16 protein-coding genes and 1 riboswitch are annotated in these 16,304 nt (G+C 72.7%); of the genes, 8 read left to right on the forward strand and 8 right to left on the reverse strand.

What is annotated here, in order from left to right; all coding sequences use genetic code 11:
- Positions 1–68: 68 nt before the first annotated feature.
- The 4 genes from B100_RS0132225 to B100_RS36155 form a co-directional block, all read right to left on the reverse strand.
- Positions 69–1,028 (reverse strand): DMT family transporter, encoded by a 960-nt coding sequence (locus B100_RS0132225; RefSeq protein ID WP_024888467.1) that lies wholly within the window; start codon positions 1,026–1,028, stop codon positions 69–71.
- A 224-nt stretch (positions 1,029–1,252) separates the two neighbouring features.
- Positions 1,253–2,206 (reverse strand): EamA family transporter, encoded by a 954-nt coding sequence (locus tag B100_RS0132230; RefSeq protein ID WP_106967143.1) that lies wholly within the window; start codon positions 2,204–2,206, stop codon positions 1,253–1,255.
- A 94-nt stretch (positions 2,207–2,300) separates the two neighbouring features.
- Positions 2,301–2,834: a Clp protease N-terminal domain-containing protein gene (locus tag B100_RS0132235; protein WP_024888469.1), complete on the reverse strand. Its 534-nt coding sequence runs from the start codon at positions 2,832–2,834 to the stop codon at positions 2,301–2,303.
- A gap of 191 nt (positions 2,835–3,025) precedes the next feature.
- Complete coding sequence (locus B100_RS36155; RefSeq protein ID WP_024888470.1) at positions 3,026–3,658, reverse strand: PadR family transcriptional regulator; 633 nt, start codon at positions 3,656–3,658, stop codon at positions 3,026–3,028.
- A gap of 240 nt (positions 3,659–3,898) precedes the next feature.
- Here B100_RS36155 and B100_RS0132245 point away from each other — a divergent pair, with 240 nt between their 5' ends.
- Positions 3,899–4,708: a PhzF family phenazine biosynthesis protein gene (locus B100_RS0132245; RefSeq protein ID WP_024888471.1), complete on the forward strand. Its 810-nt coding sequence runs from the start codon at positions 3,899–3,901 to the stop codon at positions 4,706–4,708.
- Positions 4,709–4,782: 74 nt separating this feature from the next.
- On the opposite strand, the gene B100_RS0132250 is transcribed toward B100_RS0132245, so the two are convergent.
- Together B100_RS0132250 and B100_RS0132255 are read right to left on the reverse strand one after the other, a co-directional pair.
- The gene (locus B100_RS0132250; protein ID WP_024888472.1) at positions 4,783–5,586 is read right to left on the reverse strand and encodes a type II CAAX endopeptidase family protein; all 804 of its coding nucleotides are present in this window, start codon (positions 5,584–5,586) and stop codon (positions 4,783–4,785) included.
- 79 nt (positions 5,587–5,665) lie between these two features.
- A complete protein-coding gene (locus B100_RS0132255; protein ID WP_024888473.1) occupies positions 5,666–7,183 on the reverse strand; it encodes a glutamate-cysteine ligase family protein in 1,518 nt (505 codons plus the stop codon).
- 563 nt (positions 7,184–7,746) lie between these two features.
- Here B100_RS0132255 and B100_RS0132260 point away from each other — a divergent pair.
- The 6 genes from B100_RS0132260 to B100_RS0132285 all read left to right on the forward strand — a co-directional run bounded on the left by B100_RS0132260 (position 7,747) and on the right by B100_RS0132285 (position 12,287).
- Positions 7,747–8,331: a hypothetical protein gene (locus B100_RS0132260; protein ID WP_024888474.1), complete on the forward strand. Its 585-nt coding sequence runs from the start codon at positions 7,747–7,749 to the stop codon at positions 8,329–8,331.
- Between the two features lie 312 nt (positions 8,332–8,643).
- The gene (locus tag B100_RS0132265) at positions 8,644–8,844 is read left to right on the forward strand and encodes a DUF5999 family protein (RefSeq protein WP_024888475.1); all 201 of its coding nucleotides are present in this window, start codon (positions 8,644–8,646) and stop codon (positions 8,842–8,844) included.
- A 157-nt stretch (positions 8,845–9,001) separates the two neighbouring features.
- The gene (locus B100_RS0132270; RefSeq protein WP_024888476.1) at positions 9,002–9,397 is read left to right on the forward strand and encodes a TOBE domain-containing protein; all 396 of its coding nucleotides are present in this window, start codon (positions 9,002–9,004) and stop codon (positions 9,395–9,397) included.
- A 161-nt stretch (positions 9,398–9,558) separates the two neighbouring features.
- The gene (modA, locus tag B100_RS0132275; protein ID WP_024888477.1) at positions 9,559–10,353 is read left to right on the forward strand and encodes a molybdate ABC transporter substrate-binding protein; all 795 of its coding nucleotides are present in this window, start codon (positions 9,559–9,561) and stop codon (positions 10,351–10,353) included.
- Complete coding sequence (modB, locus tag B100_RS0132280; protein ID WP_024888478.1) at positions 10,350–11,186, forward strand: molybdate ABC transporter permease subunit; 837 nt, start codon at positions 10,350–10,352, stop codon at positions 11,184–11,186. Before modA ends, modB begins: the two co-directional genes overlap by 4 nt.
- A 3-nt stretch (positions 11,187–11,189) precedes the next feature.
- Positions 11,190–12,287 (forward strand): ABC transporter ATP-binding protein, encoded by a 1,098-nt coding sequence (locus tag B100_RS0132285; RefSeq protein ID WP_024888479.1) that lies wholly within the window; start codon positions 11,190–11,192, stop codon positions 12,285–12,287.
- 75 nt (positions 12,288–12,362) lie between these two features.
- Here B100_RS0132285 and gcvP read toward each other — a convergent pair whose 3' ends face one another.
- Positions 12,363–15,248, reverse strand: a complete 2,886-nt coding sequence (gene gcvP, locus B100_RS0132290) for an aminomethyl-transferring glycine dehydrogenase (protein ID WP_024888480.1) — start codon at positions 15,246–15,248, stop codon at positions 12,363–12,365.
- A 173-nt stretch (positions 15,249–15,421) separates the two neighbouring features.
- A riboswitch (glycine riboswitch) is annotated at positions 15,422–15,517 on the reverse strand.
- A gap of 114 nt (positions 15,518–15,631) precedes the next feature.
- Between gcvP and B100_RS0132295 the strand changes: the two genes are divergently transcribed.
- Complete coding sequence (locus B100_RS0132295; protein ID WP_024888481.1) at positions 15,632–16,000, forward strand: PRC-barrel domain-containing protein; 369 nt, start codon at positions 15,632–15,634, stop codon at positions 15,998–16,000.
- A gap of 46 nt (positions 16,001–16,046) precedes the next feature.
- On the opposite strand, the gene B100_RS0132300 is transcribed toward B100_RS0132295, so the two are convergent.
- On the reverse strand, positions 16,047–16,304 hold a 258-nt coding region (locus B100_RS0132300; RefSeq protein ID WP_024886271.1), incomplete at its 5' end, for a transposase.

The raw sequence follows: 16,304 nt of genomic DNA on the forward strand, positions 1-16,304 counted from the left end.
CTCGTCGTCGACGGCACGCGGGGGACGCAGTCCCCCGTGGACCACCTCCCCCGCTCACCGCGCGGACGTCAGGCCGGGACCGTGTCCGTCCGTGTCCTGCGGGCCCGTGCGCCGCGGGCCTCTCCCACCGCGAGGCCCGCCACCGAGCCGAGCATCAGCAGGGTGCCGGCGAGTGTGGCCGCCGTCAGCCGCTCACCGAGCAGGGCGACAGCCAGCACCGCCGCGCTGACCGGTTCGAGCAGCATGATCACGGACACGGTCGCCGACCGTACGACGGCGGCGCCCGCGAAGTAGAGCCCGTAGGCGAGCGCGGTCGGCACGGACGCGACGTACCCCAGCAGGAGCAGCAGGGTGCCGGGGGCGTCGGTGTGCGGGACCAGCCCCTCGACCGCTGCGAACGGCAGCAGGACCAGGCTGGTGACGGCGAACGCGCCGACGGTGGCGCCGGACGAGTCGGTGCCGCCGTCCCGTCCCCACCAGCGGGTGAGCAGGGTCATCGCCGAGTATCCGGCGGCCGACAGCAGGGCGAGCAGGACGCCCACCGGATTCACGGTGGTCTCCCCGCCGCCGAGGACGAGCACCACCAGCCCGATGAGCGCGCCGACGACGGCCGCCAGTCCACCGCGTCCCAGCCGCTCGCCCAGGGTGAGCCGGGCGCCGAGGGCGATCAGTACGGGTCCGGCGCCCAGGGTGACGACGGTGGCCACGGCGAGTCCCGTGGCCGAGACGGCGGCGAAGTAGGCGGTCTGGAAGACCGCGAGCCCGACGCCGGTGGCCACGGCGCGCAGCACCCGGCGGCCGAGGGGCGCGCGGGCGGCGCCGCGCGAGGCGCGCCCGGACACCAGCCGGGCGGCGTACAGCACGACCAGCCCGGCGGCACAGCGCCAGAAGGACAGGGCGACCGGCCCCATGTCGCTGGTCCGGTAGACCAGCGAGGCGGCGGCGCCCGCGGTGCCCCAGGCGGCACCTGCGACGACCAGATAGACGAGGCCCCGCCCGACGGGCAGGCCGGAGACGTTGTTCGACACGTGTTCTCTCTCCGCGGAGGCGCGCACCACGCGTCGGCGTGGGCGCGGAAGTTCGGAAGGGATCCGGGGTCAGCACCGGCCGGGGCCGGGGGGACGGGATCCGCGGACTTCGTCTGCGGGCAGCACCGCTACGCCCGGCACGCTGCCGGGCGGATGTACCGGAGGGCCCGCCTCAGGCGGCCGGCGGCGGAAGAACACATGCGCGCGTATGCATGATCAGCACCCTAGGGGGTGGTCCCCGGTGTCGACAACTGCCGTTCGGGCCCGCCGCTCGCCACCGGGTCCTCCGTGGACCGGGCCGGGGCCGAGGACTGGGCGATGAGGGCACCGGCCAGGACCACCACGCCGCCCACGATCTGCGGCGCGGACAGGTGCTCGCCGAGCAGCACCCAGGCGAGGACGGTGGCGATCACCGCCTCCAGACAGGCCACGACACCCGCGACCTGCGGCGAGAGCCGGCGTACCGACAGCACCCCGGTGCCGTACGCGGCGACCGTGGCGACGAGGACGATCCAGCCCAGCAGCAGGAAGGCGGCGACGGGGGTGCCGTCCATGTCGGCGCTGCCGTTGAGCACGGACCAGTCCATGGACCAGGGGCGGGCGACCACGGTCAGCACGACGGCGCCGATCAGCAGGCCGTAGGCGATGACACCGAGCGGGTCGGGCGCCTCCTCACTGTCGCTGCCCTGGTCGGACAGGACGAAGTAGCCGACCTGGCAGCAGGCGGCGCCGAGCGCGAGCGCCAGGCCGAGGGCGTCGAAGCCGAGCCCCGCCCACACCTCCACGACGCAGGCCAGGCCGCCCACGGCGAGCACCACGCCCACGGCGGCGGCGCGGGTCACCGGCCGCCGCTGCACGAACCGCACCCAGCCCAGGACGAGCGCGGGCGCCAGGTACTCGACCAGCAGCGCGACCCCGACCGGGATGCGGGAGATGGCGGCGAAGTAGCAGGCCTGCACACCGGCCACCGCGAACAGGCCGAACCCGGCGAGCAGCGCGGGCCGGCGGCGCAGCAGATCCCGGTGGCGCACCGCGAGCGGCAGCATGACGAGGGCGGCGCCCGCCACCCGCAGCCACACCACGTGGAGCGGGTCGAGACCCGCCTCGATCAGCGGCTTGGCCGCCACTCCGGACCCGCCGAAGGCCAGGGCGGACACCAGCGCGAGGGTGAGTCCCATGCCCCGGGCGTGGGGGCTTCGGGGAAGGGCAGTCGTAGGCACCGGCACATGATGACAGGGCCCGACAGGAGCGTCACCCCCTGTGGCACCTGTCTCAGCGGGTGGACGGCGCGTCGAGCCCGCCGGTCAGGTCCCGGGGGTCCACCCCGGCGCGCCGCAGCACCTCGACGGCGCGTGCCTGCGGGTCCGCGACGAGTTCGGCGAGCAGGTCCGTGCCGCGGACGGGGCCGCCGTCCCGGCGGGCGGCACGGACGCGGGCCCGCTCCATGCAGAGGGCCGCGAGCGGCGAGAATCCCGTCGCGCCGTCCACGGCCGGGAGCGAGCCGGAGTCCTCGACGGTGCCCTGCCAGCGCAGTCCGTAGCCGATGCTGCGCTGCACCAGGTAGCCGAGCAGCCGGGCGAGGGTGGGCCCCTCGCCGAAGGCGGCCCGTACCTCGGCGTCGGACTCCAGCAGGGAGTGGAGCAGGTGGGCGGTGTCGATCTGCCGGTCCCCGTCCCGGACCACCCTGCGCCGGGCGCCGGTCACCACCGCCGCCAGTTCCGCGCCGATCCCGGCGTCGTCGGCCGCGGCGCGGGCGGCCTGCGCCTGGGGCCACGGGGCCTGCTGCCGGGGAATACGGGATCGCACATCCCCCACCTCATCAGCCCCGGCGGTCCGGTACATCCCCGCCGGGAGGCATCTTCGCGTCCCACGAGAAGTGGACACGGCGTGGCGAAATCTCCTCCTTGGGGACGAGATCAGGGCGCACACGACCAAGGGGCGCGCGCCGTTCCGCGCACGCCCCTCACCTACTTCGGCCGACTCTCGGCCCGTCGGCCTCAGTCCTCGTCGGCGAGGATCAGGTACAGCTTCTTGCGGGCCTCGTTGATGACGCCGAGGGCCTTCTCGCGCTGCTCCTTGCTGCCCGTCTTCCAGACCTGCCCGAAGGCCTCCATCAGACCGAAGCCGGCCTGCCGGATCTCGCTCAGCGCCTCCCAGTCGACCCCGCGCGAGGCCTCCTCCCAGGGGGCCTCGGGGCCGTCCTCGGCCGCCGTGCGTCCCGCCTCGGTGAGGGAGAACAGCTTCTTGCCGCCCTCGGACTCGCTGATGATCAGGCCCTCGTCCTCCAGCAGTTGCAGGGTGGGGTAGACCGAACCGGGGCTGGGCTTCCACGCCCCACCGCTGCGCTCGGCGATCTCCTGGATCATCTCGTAGCCGTGCATCGGGCGGTCCTTCAGCAGGGCCAGGATCGAGGCCCGTACGTCACCGCGCCGCGCCCGCCCCCTTGGCCCGCCGCGCCCTCGGCCACCCCAGGGGCCGCCGTGGCCGAACCCGGGCCCGAAGGGACCACCGGCTCCCCCCGGCCCTCCGGGCCCGAACGGCCCGAAGGCGGCCCGCAGCCGGTCGAAGTCCCCCCGACCGCCCCGCGGCCCACCGTGACCATGTCCGTACTCGTGTCCGTAGCTACGCATCGCACTCACTCCACTCCATCGTTGATCTATTGCGATACCTCAACGATATATCGCAACCGACCGCCCGACAAGACCCGGCGCCCTCCTCGCCCCCGCGCCTCCGGCGCCGTCACCACACCGGGGGTGGGCGGTCGACCCCGGCCCGAACCCCGTATCCCGCAGCGGCGACTGCGCGGAAACGAGGCCGCCCGCGTCGAATTGGCCCGGTACCGGGCGCGGCGCGGCCCGTACCCTCGCCGCATGCGGATCCGAATCGTCGATGCCTTCACCGACCGGCCCTTCGCCGGCAACCCCGCCGGCGTGCTCCTGCTCGACGCCTTCCCGGACGACTCCTGGATGCAGGACGTCGCCCGGGAGGTGAACCACGCGGAGACGGCCTTCGCCCACCCGTTGCCCGTCGGCGGTGAGGCCGACTGGGCGCTGCGCTGGTTCACGCCCGCCACCGAGGTCGCCCTGTGCGGCCACGCCACGCTGGCCACCGCGCACGTGCTGCACACCACCGGCGCCCACCAGGACCCGGTGCGGTTCGCCACCCGCAGCGGCGTGCTCGTCGCCGAGCCCGGCGAGGACGGCACCGTCACGCTGGACTTCCCCACCGCCCCGCTCACCGCCGTCGACGTCCCCGAGGGTGTCGCGGAGGCGCTCGGTGCTCCCGTCCGCACGGCGTTCGACACCGGCCCGAACGTCGGGGACCTGCTGGTCGAGCTGGCCGACGAGAAGACGGTGCGCTCCCTGCGGCCCGACCTGAGGGCCCTGGCCGCCTGCTCCGAGCGCGGCATCATCGCCACCGCCCGCGCCGAGGCCCCGGATCTCGGCCACGACTTCGTCTCCCGCTGCTTCTTCCCCAACGTCGGCATCGACGAGGACCACGTCACGGGCAGCGCGCACACCGCGCTGGCCCCGTACTGGTCGCAGCGGCTCGGCCGCGCGGCCCTCACCGGGCTCCAGGCCTCACCGCGTTCGGGCCTCGTCCGTACCGAGGTGCGCGGCGCCCGCACCCTGCTCGGCGGGCGGGCGGTGACGGTCGTGGAGGGCGACCTGCTGGTCTGATCCGCCCGGCGGTACGACGAAGGGGGCGTGCGGATGGTCCGTGCTCGACCCCCGTACGCCCCCTTCGCCGTGGCTCACGCCGTCGGCAGCCAGCCGACCTTGCCGGCCAGCAGCGCGTAGCCGACGAACGCCCCGATGTCGAGGAAGGTGTGTGCGGCCACCAGCGGCCCGACCCGGCCCCAACGGCGATAGAGGTACACGAACACCACCCCCATGACCATGTTGCCGATGAAGCCGCCGATGCCCTGGTAGAGGTGGTACGACCCGCGCAGCCCCGCGCTGGCCGCCATGGAGGCCCTCGGCGACCAGCCGAGCTGGTCCAGCCGCCGCAGCAGGTACCCGACCACGACGACCTCTTCGAGGATCGAGTTCTGGGCCGCCGACAGGATCAGCACCGGATACTTCCACCACACCTCGGGCAGCGCCTCCGGCACCACGGTGAGGTTGAAGCCGAGCGCGCGCACGGCCAGGTAGAAGGCGATGCCGCTGCTGCCGATGACCGCGGCGATCGCGGCACCCCGGCCGAGGTCGGACCAGGGCCGGGTGCGGTCGAAACCGAGGGCGCGCAGTCCGGAGCCCTCACGCAGCAGCAGGTGGGCGACCAGGGCCACCGGCACCAGCGCGCTGGTGATGCCGAACAGCTGCCAGGCGAGGTCGAGCCAGGGCCGGCCCGGCGCGGCCGAGGCGTTGAGCGTGGCCGCCTGGTCCTTCAGTCCGCCCGGCCTGGTGACCGAGCCCACGAAACTGATCAGCGCCGACACACCGCTCGCGCCCAGCGACAGCGCGAGGACGAGCAGTGTCTCGTCGCGGAGTGTCCTCCGCGAGAGCGTCCGCTCCGGATACGCATCGGCCCCCGGGCCCGCCGCCTCCGCCTGCACACCTGCCTCCACTTCGCCGATCGGTCCGATCAGTATGAAGGCAGATCCTGTGCGGCCGGCCGCGGGTCCGGGGCGCCGCTCAGCCCGTCGGCACCGGCTCGGGCAGCCCGACCGGCCAGGTGTGCACGGGGTCGCCCTGCTTGGTCAGCTCCCGGTAGCGGCGGGTGGTGGCGGCCAGTGCCTCCTCCCGTCCGAGTCCCAGGTCCAGCGCCCGGTGGAACGTCGCGGCCTGCCAGGACGCCCCGTTCACCCGGCGCCGGCAGCGCTCCTCGATCACCCCGAGGTACCGGTCCCGGTCGGCGGGTTCGATCCCCCAGGCATCCAGCCCGGCCTCGGCCAACGGCAGCAGCTCCTCCCGTACGAGGGTGACCGCGTCCACCTCGCCCAGGCCGCCGAGCCGGCCGCGCCGGGGCCAGGTGAAGCGGGCGTCGATGCCGTGCTTGCAGGCGGCGTCGAAGTTGGCGGCGGCGGCCTCGAACGGCAGCCGGGTCCACACCGGGCGGCTGTCCTCGGCGAGGGCGCGGACGAGACCGTAGTAGAAGGCCGCGTTCGCCACCACGTCGGTCACCGTGGGCCCGGCGGGCAGCACACGGTTTTCCACCCGCAGGTGGGGGACGCCGTCGGCGATGTCGTAGACGGGGCGGTTCCAGCGGTACACGGTGCCGTTGTGCAGGACGAGTTCGGCGAGCGAGGGGACGCCGCCGCGGTCCAGCACCTCGAGCGGGTCCTCGTCGTCGCAGATGGGCAGCAGGGCAGGGAAGTAGCGCAGGTTCTCCTCGAAGAGGTCGAACGCCGACGTCACCCAGCGCTCCCCGAACCAGGTGCGCGGCCGCACGCCCTGCGCCTTGAGCTCCGGCGGGCGGGTGTCGGTGGACTGCTGGAACAGCGGCGGCCGCGACTCGCGCCACAGCTCGCGGCCGAACAGGAACGGCGAGTTGGCACCCACGGCGATCTGCGCGGCGGCCACGACCTGCGCCGCGTTCCACACGTCGGGGAACCGCTCGGGGGTGACCTGGAGGTGCAGCTGCACCGAGGTGCAGGCGGCCTCCGGGGCGATCGACTTCGACGTACAGCTCAGCTGCTCCACGCCGTCGATGTCGAGCGTGAAGTCCTCGCCGCGCGCGGCCACGATCTGATCGTTGAGCAGTGCGTAGCGGTCGACGTCGGAAAGGTTCGACGAGACGAGGTCGTCGCGGTCGAGGGTCGGCAGGATGCCGATCATCACGATGCCCGCGTCCACCTCTTGGGCTTTACGGTCGGCGTAGGCGAGCGAGGTGCGCAGTTCCTCGTCGAGCCGGTCGAATACCCGCCCGCCCAGCCGGTGCGGGGCGATGTTCACTTCCAGATTGAACATGGCGAGTTCGGTTTGGAAGTCCCTGCTGGCGATCCTCTCGAGGACTTGCGCATTCAACATTTTCGGCATGCCGTCGGCGCCCGCGAGATTGAGCTCGATCTCCAGCCCCATGAGGTTCTTGGGGCGGTCGAACCGCTTCTCCGTCAGGAGTCGCTCCAGGCCCGTCAGGCACCTGCGGAGCTTCTCGCGGTAGCGCTGGCGATCGGACAGGTCGAACTGACCTGCCACGACCTTTTCCCCCATCGAAGCGTCCCTCCTCGGATGGCGTACCGAAGATCGGCCGCCGGGGTCCCGGTCCACAAGCAAGGATGCCCCGCGGATGCGATCGATAACGCCCCGGATCGGTGTGGCGGCCGCTACTCTGGTCGAGGTGTCCAGTGGCACATTCACGGGGCAATACGCGGAACGCGTATCACGGCACGGTTGCCGGCTCGTGAAAAACGCCGACCGGAATGGGCCGACCGCGCGGCGGTCATTGCCCGAGGTCAGTGGCGTGCACCCCCTCGGGAATCGGCATCTTTTTCGCATTTCGCCGACCTGAAATACCCTTGCCGGAGTCACCGGAGAGAGCTAGACGAAACATAGTCTCAACCCGTGTCGTATAAACTTCGTGCACAAGGCAGAACCAGGTTGGCGCCCATGGTCGAGTGATCCAGCCGTGAGACGGCGTGCGGCTCTCTCCTCACCCCCGTCTCCCGCTCAGACCCCGGCCCCCGCCTCTCTGACCTTCGCGAGCTGACAGCGCCGTCCGCACCGCCACGCCCCGCCCTCGCGCCACTGTGCCTTCGAATGAGAGGCGACCCACCATGCCGCTGCACGTACCCCCGGCTCCCGCGCCCGCACTGCGTTCCGTCCTGACCGCGCTCTCGTCACCGACCGCGGTGCGCGACGCCCGAACTCCCTCCCTGCTCCGCGCACAAGGGCCCGCCTCGCCCGAGCTTCCGCTTCCCGTGCACGTCCTCGACCGGGTCACCGCCGACGGCGAGACCTCGACGACGCTCGCCGGTTGGCGCTTCCTGATCCGCACCGGCGACCGCGTGGTGGCCGCGGCGGACACCGTCCTCACCGCGGACGGCTGGGCCTTCTCCCGCTTCTTCGAAGGCCCGTACATCACGTCGACGGAGCTCGCACTGCGCCAGGCGGAGAGCATGACGCAGCCGTACCAGCCCCGCCTGCTGTCCGTGCCCAGCCTGTACATGCTGGCGCTCTGGCTGCACGGCGACCCCGAGGCCGACGGCGCCGTCGGCGGCCCGGCCCCCACCGACCTGCTGGTGCCGCTGGCTCCGGCCCCGCCCGGCATCGCGGCCCACCGCCCGCACCGGGTCACCGACCTGCTGCCGGTACTCACCCACCGGGTGTCACCCACCCGCCTGCTCGGCTCACCGGCCTGACCTGCCCCGGCAGCTGCGCGTACCCCGTCTTCCGTGACCCGGGAGGCGGGGTACGCGCATGCGGACTAGTCCTCTTCGGCCTCCCCGAACCACCCAAAAGGACAGTGCAGTTGGGATGAACCGTCCGCGCGGGTGACGCGTCATGAACCTGTGAGAGGCGGTGCCGCGAAATGCCTGCGGATCCTCGTCCGTGGGGCAACACTGGATCCGACCGACTTGTCACTACGGGGGGCGGCCATGAACGACGTTCCATGCCGCGCGACTGACGCAACAGCCCACTCACAGGTCACCACGAAGCGAGAGAACCCACCCATGTGCCAGCACCAGCCACCGTGCCCCTCAGCCGACTCCGCCGACCGGGAATCCGCCCGTCTCGTGGCGCACCACCCGGAGCAGGGCTGGAGCCTGCTGTGCAACGGTGTCGTGCTCTTCGAGGACACCGGTGAACTCCTGCCCGACGGCAGCGTCATCGCCCCGCAGCGTCCTCGGGACGTCACGCTGACGTCCGCCTGAGCGCATCCGGGCGGGACGGGCCGGCCCACCGACCACAGGGGCCGGACCGCGACACACCCGCGAACCGGCCCCGACGCATGTGCACGGCCCCTCACCGACCGTCGGCACCGACCCGGTGGTGCACCTCCGGTGGCCGTGGCGCCCTATCGTGACCGGCATGCAGTCCTACACGATCGGCCAGGCAGCGCGGCTGCTCGGCGTGAGCCCGGACACCGCCCGCCGCTGGGCGGACGCCGGACGCCTCACCACCCGGCGCGACGACGGCGGACGGCGGGTCGTCGACGGGCGCGACCTGGCGGCGTTCTCCGTGGAACTCGCCAAGGAGGCCACGCCCGAGGAGGGCACTCCGTACACCTCCGCCCGCAACGCCTTCCCCGGCATCGTCACCGCGATCAAGCTCGGCGACGTCGCCGCCCAGGTCGAGATCCAGGCCGGCCCGCACCGTCTGGTCTCCCTGCTCACCCGGGAGGCCGTCGAGGAGCTGGGCCTGGAGGTCGGCGTGGAGGCCACCGCCCGCGTGAAGTCGACGAACGTCCACATCGACCGCACCTGACGCCGGGAGGGTTTGTGGAGTCGCACATGCGGGTCAATCCCGCACTGCACGCTCGCTCGTGCGATGAGACAGGTGCGGAATGCCTCGCAGATGCGTCATCATAAGGAACACGGGGGGCAGGCCCCTCCCCAGACGCCAGCGCAGCGAGGGAGCGCACTCGCATGATCCGTTCCGCCCGCCGGACCGCCGGCCTCGCAGCCGTCGCGCTCCTGACCGGCCTCGGGCTCACCGGCTGTTCCTCCTCCGGAGGCTCCGCGGCAGGCACCGGTGACGGGAGCCCGAAGGGCACGGTCACCGTCTTCGCCGCCGCCTCGCTCAAGGAGACCTTCACGGCTCTGGGCGAGCGCTTCGAGAAGCGGCACCCAGGCACCGAGGTGACCTTCAACTTCGGCGGCAGCGACTCCCTGGCCGCCGGGATCGTGAACGGCGCCCCCGCCGACGTCTTCGCCGCGGCCAGCACCACGACGATGGATCGCGTCGCGGACGAAGGGCTCACCGCGGGCGCCCCGGCCACCTTCGCGCGCAACCGCCTGGAGATCGCCACGGTCCCCGGCAACCCGCACGGGATCGGCTCCCTGAAGGACCTGGCCGATCCCGGCCTGAAGGTCGTGCTCTGCGACGAGACGGTGCCGTGCGGGGCCGCCGCCCGGAAGGCGCTGACGGCGGCCGGCGTCCGGGTCACGCCCGCCTCGTACGAGCAGGACGTGAAGAGCGCGCTGACCAAGGTGCGGTTGAAGGAGGCGGACGCCGCCGTCGTGTACCGCACGGATGTCAGGGCGGCCGGTGACAAGGTGGACGGCGTGGACTTCCCGGAGGCCGCCCAGGCCGTCAACGACTACCCGATCGCCCGCCTCGAGGGTTCCCCCAACTCCGCGACGGCCGACGCCTTCGTCGCACTGGTGACGTCGCCGGAGGGGCGGAAGGTGCTCGGCGGGGCGGGATTCCTCACGCCATGACGACCACCCGGGAAGCGTCCCGCGGCACACGGCGGCGGCCGTCCCGGGCTCCCGGCCGCGGTGTCCCGCTCGCCCTCCTCGCGCCCGCCCTGCTCGGCCTGGCGTTCCTCCTGGTGCCCTTGCTCGCCCTCGTGGTACGGGCGCCGTGGAGTGGCCTGCCGGAGCAGCTGACCAGCCCCGCGGTGTGGGAGGCGCTGCGTCTGTCGCTGGTCTGCGCGACCACGGCGACCGCGCTGAGCCTGCTGGTCGGTGTCCCGCTGGCCTGGCTGCTGGCCCGCACCGACTTCCCCGGGCGGAGTCTGGTCCGCGCCCTGGTGACGCTCCCGCTGGTGCTGCCCCCGGTGGTCGGCGGAGTCGCCCTGCTGCTGGCGCTGGGCCGCAACGGCATCGTGGGCCGGTGGCTGGACGCGTGGTTCGGCGTCACCCTGCCGTTCACCACCGCCGGTGTCGTGCTGGCGGAGACGTTCGTCGCGCTGCCGTTCCTGGTGATCAGCGTCGAGGGCACGCTACGGGCCGCCGACCCGCGGTTCGAGGAGGCGGCGGCCACCCTGGGGGCGTCCCGCTTCACCGCGTTCCGGCGCGTGACCCTGCCGCTGATCGCCCCGGGCGTCGCGGCCGGTGCCGTGCTGGCCTGGGCCCGCGCCCTGGGCGAGTTCGGCGCGACGATCACCTTCGCGGGCAACTTCCCGGGCCGCACCCAGACCATGCCGCTCGCGGTCTACCTCGCCCTGCAGAACGACCCGGCCGCCGCGATCGCCCTCAGCCTGGTGCTGCTCGCGGTGTCGGTCGCCGTCCTGGCCGGCCTGCGGGACCGCTGGATGAGGGCCGTCTGACCGATGCAGAAGCACCCCGCACAGACATCCGGTACCTCTCCCGTCCCCGGCACGGCGACGGCCGAGGGCCTGGACGCCCACCTGGTCGTGGACCGCGGCTCCTTCCGCCTGGACGCCGCGCTGACGGCCGCCCCCGGCGACGTGGTCGCCCTGCTCGGCCCGAACGGCGCCGGCAAGACCACCGCCCTGCGGGCCCTCGCCGGTCTCGCACCCCTCACCGACGGCCGTCTGCGACTGGACGGCACAGACCTCGCCCGCACCCCGCCCGAGTCACGGCCGGTGGGCGTCGTCTTCCAGGACTACCTGCTCTTCCCGCACCTGACCGCCCTCGACAACGTGGCCTTCGGTCCCCGCTGCCGGGGCGTCGGCAAGGCGGAGGCGCGCGCCCGGGCCGCCGGCTGGCTGGACCGCATGGGGCTGGCCGAGCACGCCGGCGCCAAACCCCGGCGGCTCTCCGGCGGCCAGGCCCAGCGTGTGGCGCTCGCCCGCGCCCTGGCCACCGACCCGCGGCTGCTGCTCCTGGACGAGCCCCTCGCCGCACTGGACGCCCGCACCCGGCTGGAGGTACGGGCACAACTGCGCCGTCACCTGGCCGACTTCGAGGCGGTCGCCGTGCTGGTGACGCACGACCCGCTGGACGCCATGGTGCTCGCCGACCGGCTGGTCGTCGTGGAGGGTGGCCGGGTCGTGCAGGAGGGCGCGCCCGCCGAGATCGCCCGGCACCCGCGCACCGAGTACATCGCGCAGCTGGTCGGCCTGAACCTCTACCGCGGCCGGGCGGACGGCCACACGGTACGGCTGGACGCCGGGCCGTCCGTCAGCACCACGGAGGATCTGACCGGGCCCGCCTTCGTCGCCTTCCCGCCCGGTGCCGTCACCCTGTACCGGGACCGGCCCACCGGCTCCAGCGCGCGCAACCTGTGGCGCTGCGCGGTGGCCGGTCTGGAGAGCCACGGCGACCAGATCCGGGTCGACCTCACCGGCGAACTGCTGCTGGCCGCCGACCTCACCACGGTCGCCGTGGCCGAACTGGGCCTGCATCCGGGCGCACCGGTCTGGGCGGCGGTCAAGGCCACGCAGACGCACGCCTACCCCGCCTGACCGGTCCGGGGTAGGCCCCGGGTACGCCGAAGGGCCCTGCCCGGATCGTCCGGGCGGGGCCCCTCAGGTCGTGCGTCAGTCCTCGTACGCGTCCAGCGGCGGGCAGGAGCAGACCAGGTTGCGGTCGCCGTAGGCCTGGTCGATGCGGCGCACCGGCGGCCAGTACTTGTCGGCGGCGTTCACCCCGGCCGGGAAGACGGCCTCCTGGCGGTCGTACGCGTGCTCCCACGCACCGGCGAGCGCGCCGGCGGTGTGCGGGGCGTTGCGCAGCGGGTTGTCGTCCGCGGGCCACTCGCCGGAGCCGACCTTCTCGATCTCGGCGCGGATGGCGATCATCGCCTCGCAGAACCGGTCGAGCTCGGTGAGGTCCTCGGACTCGGTGGGCTCGATCATCAGCGTGCCGGCCACCGGGAAGGACATCGTCGGCGCGTGGAAGCCGTAGTCGATGAGCCGCTTGGCCACGTCGTCCACGCTGACGCCCGTCGCCTTGGTCAGCGGGCGCAGGTCGATGATGCACTCGTGCGCGACCAGCCCGCCCGGGCCGGTGTAGAGCACGGGGTAGTGCGGCTCGAGGCGCTTGGCGATGTAGTTCGCGCTGAGCACGGCCACCTGCGTGGCCCGCTTCAGGCCCTCGCCGCCCATCAGCCGGACGTACGCCCAGGAGATGGGCAGGATGCCCGCCGAGCCCCAGGGGGCGGCGGAGATGGGCCCGACGCCCGTCTCCGGACCGGCCTCCGGCTGCAGCGGGTGGTTCGGCAGGTACGGGGCGAGGTGCGCGCGCACGCCGACCGGGCCGACACCGGGACCGCCGCCGCCGTGCGGGATGCAGAACGTCTTGTGCAGGTTCAGGTGGGAGACGTCGCCGCCGAAGTGGCCGGGCTTGGCCAGACCGACGAGCGCGTTGAGGTTGGCGCCGTCCACGTACACCTGGCCGCCGGCCTCGTGCACCTCGGCGCAAATGTCGGCCACGTGCTCCTCGAACACGCCGTGCGTCGACGGGTACGTGATCATCAGTACGGCCAGCTCGTCACGGTGCTGCTCGATCTTGGCCCGCAGGTCCGCCACGTCGATCTCGCCGTCGTCGGACGTCTTGACCACGACGACCTTCATGCCGGCCATCACGGCGGACGCGGCGTTGGTGCCGTGCGCGGAGGACGGGATGAGGCAGACGGTGCGCTGCTCGTCGCCGTTGGCGCGGTGGTAGCCGCGGACGGCGAGCAGACCGGCCAGCTCGCCCTGGGAGCCGGCGTTGGGCTGCAGGGAGACCTTGTCGTAGCCGGTGACCTCGGCGAGACGTTCCTCCAGCTCGTGGATGAGCGTGAGGTAACCCCGCGCCTGCTCGTCCGGGACGAACGGGTGCAGCTGGCCGAACTCGGGCCAGGTGACCGGCTCCATCTCGGTGGTCGCGTTGAGCTTCATGGTGCAGGAGCCCAGCGGGATCATGCCGCGGTCCAGCGCGTAGTCGCGGTCGGCGAGGCGGCGCAGGTAGCGCAGCATGGCCGTCTCGGAGCGGTGCTGCCGGAAGACCGGGTGCGTGAGGTAGTCGTCGGTGCGCAGCAGCGCGTCCGGCAGGGCGTCGGACGCGGAGGCGTCCAGGGCCTCGACGTCGGCCTCGACGCCGAAGGCGCTCCACACGGCGGCGACCTGGTCGCGGGTCGTGGTCTCGTCGCAGGCGACGGAGACGGTGTCGGCGTCGACGAGGCGCAGGTTGACGCCGTTGTCCCGGGCCGCGGCAACGACCTCGGCGGCCCGCCCGGCAACCCGGACGGTGAGGGTGTCGAAGTAGGAGCCGTGCACCACCTCGGCGCCGCCGGAGCGCAGCCCCTCGGCGAGGATCGCGGCGTAGCGGTGGGTGCGCCGGGCGATGGTGCGCAGGCCCTCGGGGCCGTGGTAGACGGCGTACATGCCGGCCATGACGGCGAGCAGCACCTGCGCGGTGCAGATGTTGCTGGTGGCCTTCTCGCGGCGGATGTGCTGCTCACGCGTCTGCAGCGCGAGGCGGTACGCCTTGTTGCCGTCGGCGTCGACGGAGACGCCGACGAGGCGGCCGGGCAGGCTGCGCGCCATCTTCTCCTGCACCGCCATGTAACCGGCGTGCGGTCCGCCGAAGCCCATCGGGACGCCGAAGCGCTGCGTGGTGCCCACCGCGATGTCCGCGCCCAGCTCGCCGGGGGACTTCAGCAGGGTGAGGGCCAGCAGGTCCGCGGCGACGGTGACGAGCGCACCGCGCTCGTGCGCCTGGTCGATGACCGGCTTGATGTCCCGTACGGCACCGGAGGCGCCCGGGTACTGGATCAGGACGCCGTTGATCTCCCGGCCGTCGAGCTCTGCGGGGATGCCGTCGGCCAGGTCGGCGACGACGACCTCGACGCCGGTCGGCTCGGCGCGGGTCTCGATGACGGCGACGGTCTGCGGCAGGGCGTCCGCGTCGACCAGGAAGAGGCCCTTCTTGTTCTTGCCCATGCGCCGGGACAGCGCCATCGCCTCGGCGGCCGCGGTGCCCTCGTCCAGCAGCGAGGCGCCGGACGTCGGCAGGCCGGTCAGCTCGGCGACCATCGTCTGGAAGTTCAGCAGCGCCTCGAGCCGCCCCTGCGAGATCTCCGGCTGGTACGGCGTGTAGGCCGTGTACCAGGCGGGGTTCTCCATCACGTTGCGCAGGATGACGGGCGGGGTGAAGGTGCCGTAGTACCCCAGGCCGATCATCGAGCCGAGCACCTGGTTGTGGTCGGCCAGGCCGCGCAGCTCGGCGAGCACCTCGGCCTCGCTCCGGGCACCGGGCAGGTCGAGCGCGTCGGCGTTCTTGATCACGTCGGGTACGGCGGCGGCGGTCAGCTCGTCGAGGGAGCCGTAGCCGACCTGGGCGAGCATCTTCGCCCGGGCCTCGTGGTCGGGGCCGATGTGACGCTGCTCGAAGGGGATTCCCTGTTCGAGCTCGGAGAGCGGGGTACGGGGGGCGGTCATTGAGGAGGCCTCCTGGTCCGACGACCTTCGAGGGGCACCACGGCGCAGGTGCCCGGACGGCCTCCCCCTCTGTCATCTCAACCTGAGAGCTTCACCGGAACGCGCGGGCGGTCCGGTTTTCACCGTCGGTGAGAGCGGAAGCCGTCGACACCCGCCCTGCTTTCCAGAGTGACCTCGTCCGTGCGGTACGTGTGCCTGAGAGATTCCGGGGAGGATTTGCTCCTTCGGCGCCTCCGATGGTGCCTGGAGGACTCTCCCGCACGGGGTCAGCAGCCGTTGTCAGCGTACCAGCGAGGCCGGGACCCGGACTTTTCGAGTGGCCGTTCCACCGATTGTGCCTTTTTGTGGTGCTTACGGATGAGTTTGCGAGGAGTGGAGGGCCCGTGCAGACCGACATCGATCCGCGTCACCTGATCGGCCGCAAGGCGTTCGACCGCAACGGCACCCGGATCGGCACGATCGACGAGGTCTACCTCGACGACGCCACCGGCGTACCGGAGTGGGCGGCGATACGGACCGGCCTGTTCAGCCGGGACGCCTTCGTGCCCCTGGAGCCGAGCGAGCTGATCGAGGGGGCGCTCCACGTGCCGTTCGAACGCGCCCTCATCAAGGACGCCCCCGACTTCGGCGTCGGCCGCCACCTCTCCCCGGAGCAGGAGCTTCAGCTGTACCACCACTACGGCCTGGACCTCGCGTCCCCTCCCCCACTCCCGGACCACGACTTCGGCAAACTCGCCGGCAAGGACGACTGACCAGCCCGACACCTGGACCGGCCGGGGGGTGCCTCTATGTCTTTCGTCAAGCAGGTCGGGGGCTTCTCGGCTGGTAGAAGGTTCCGTCGCGGAGCATGGCGAACAGGACGCTGATGCGGTGGCGGGCGAGGCGGAGGAGTGCCTGGGTGTGGGTTTTGCCGCGGGCTCTGCAGCGGTCGTAGTAGGCACGAGAGGTGGGATCGTGGAGGGCCGCGAACGCGGAGAGGAACATCGCTCGTTTCAGCTGCCGGTTGCCGCCTCTGGGGGCGTGTTCGCCGTGGATCGACGTGCCGGACTGGCGGGT

The sequence above is a fragment of the Streptomyces sp. CNH189 genome, assembly GCF_000527195.1.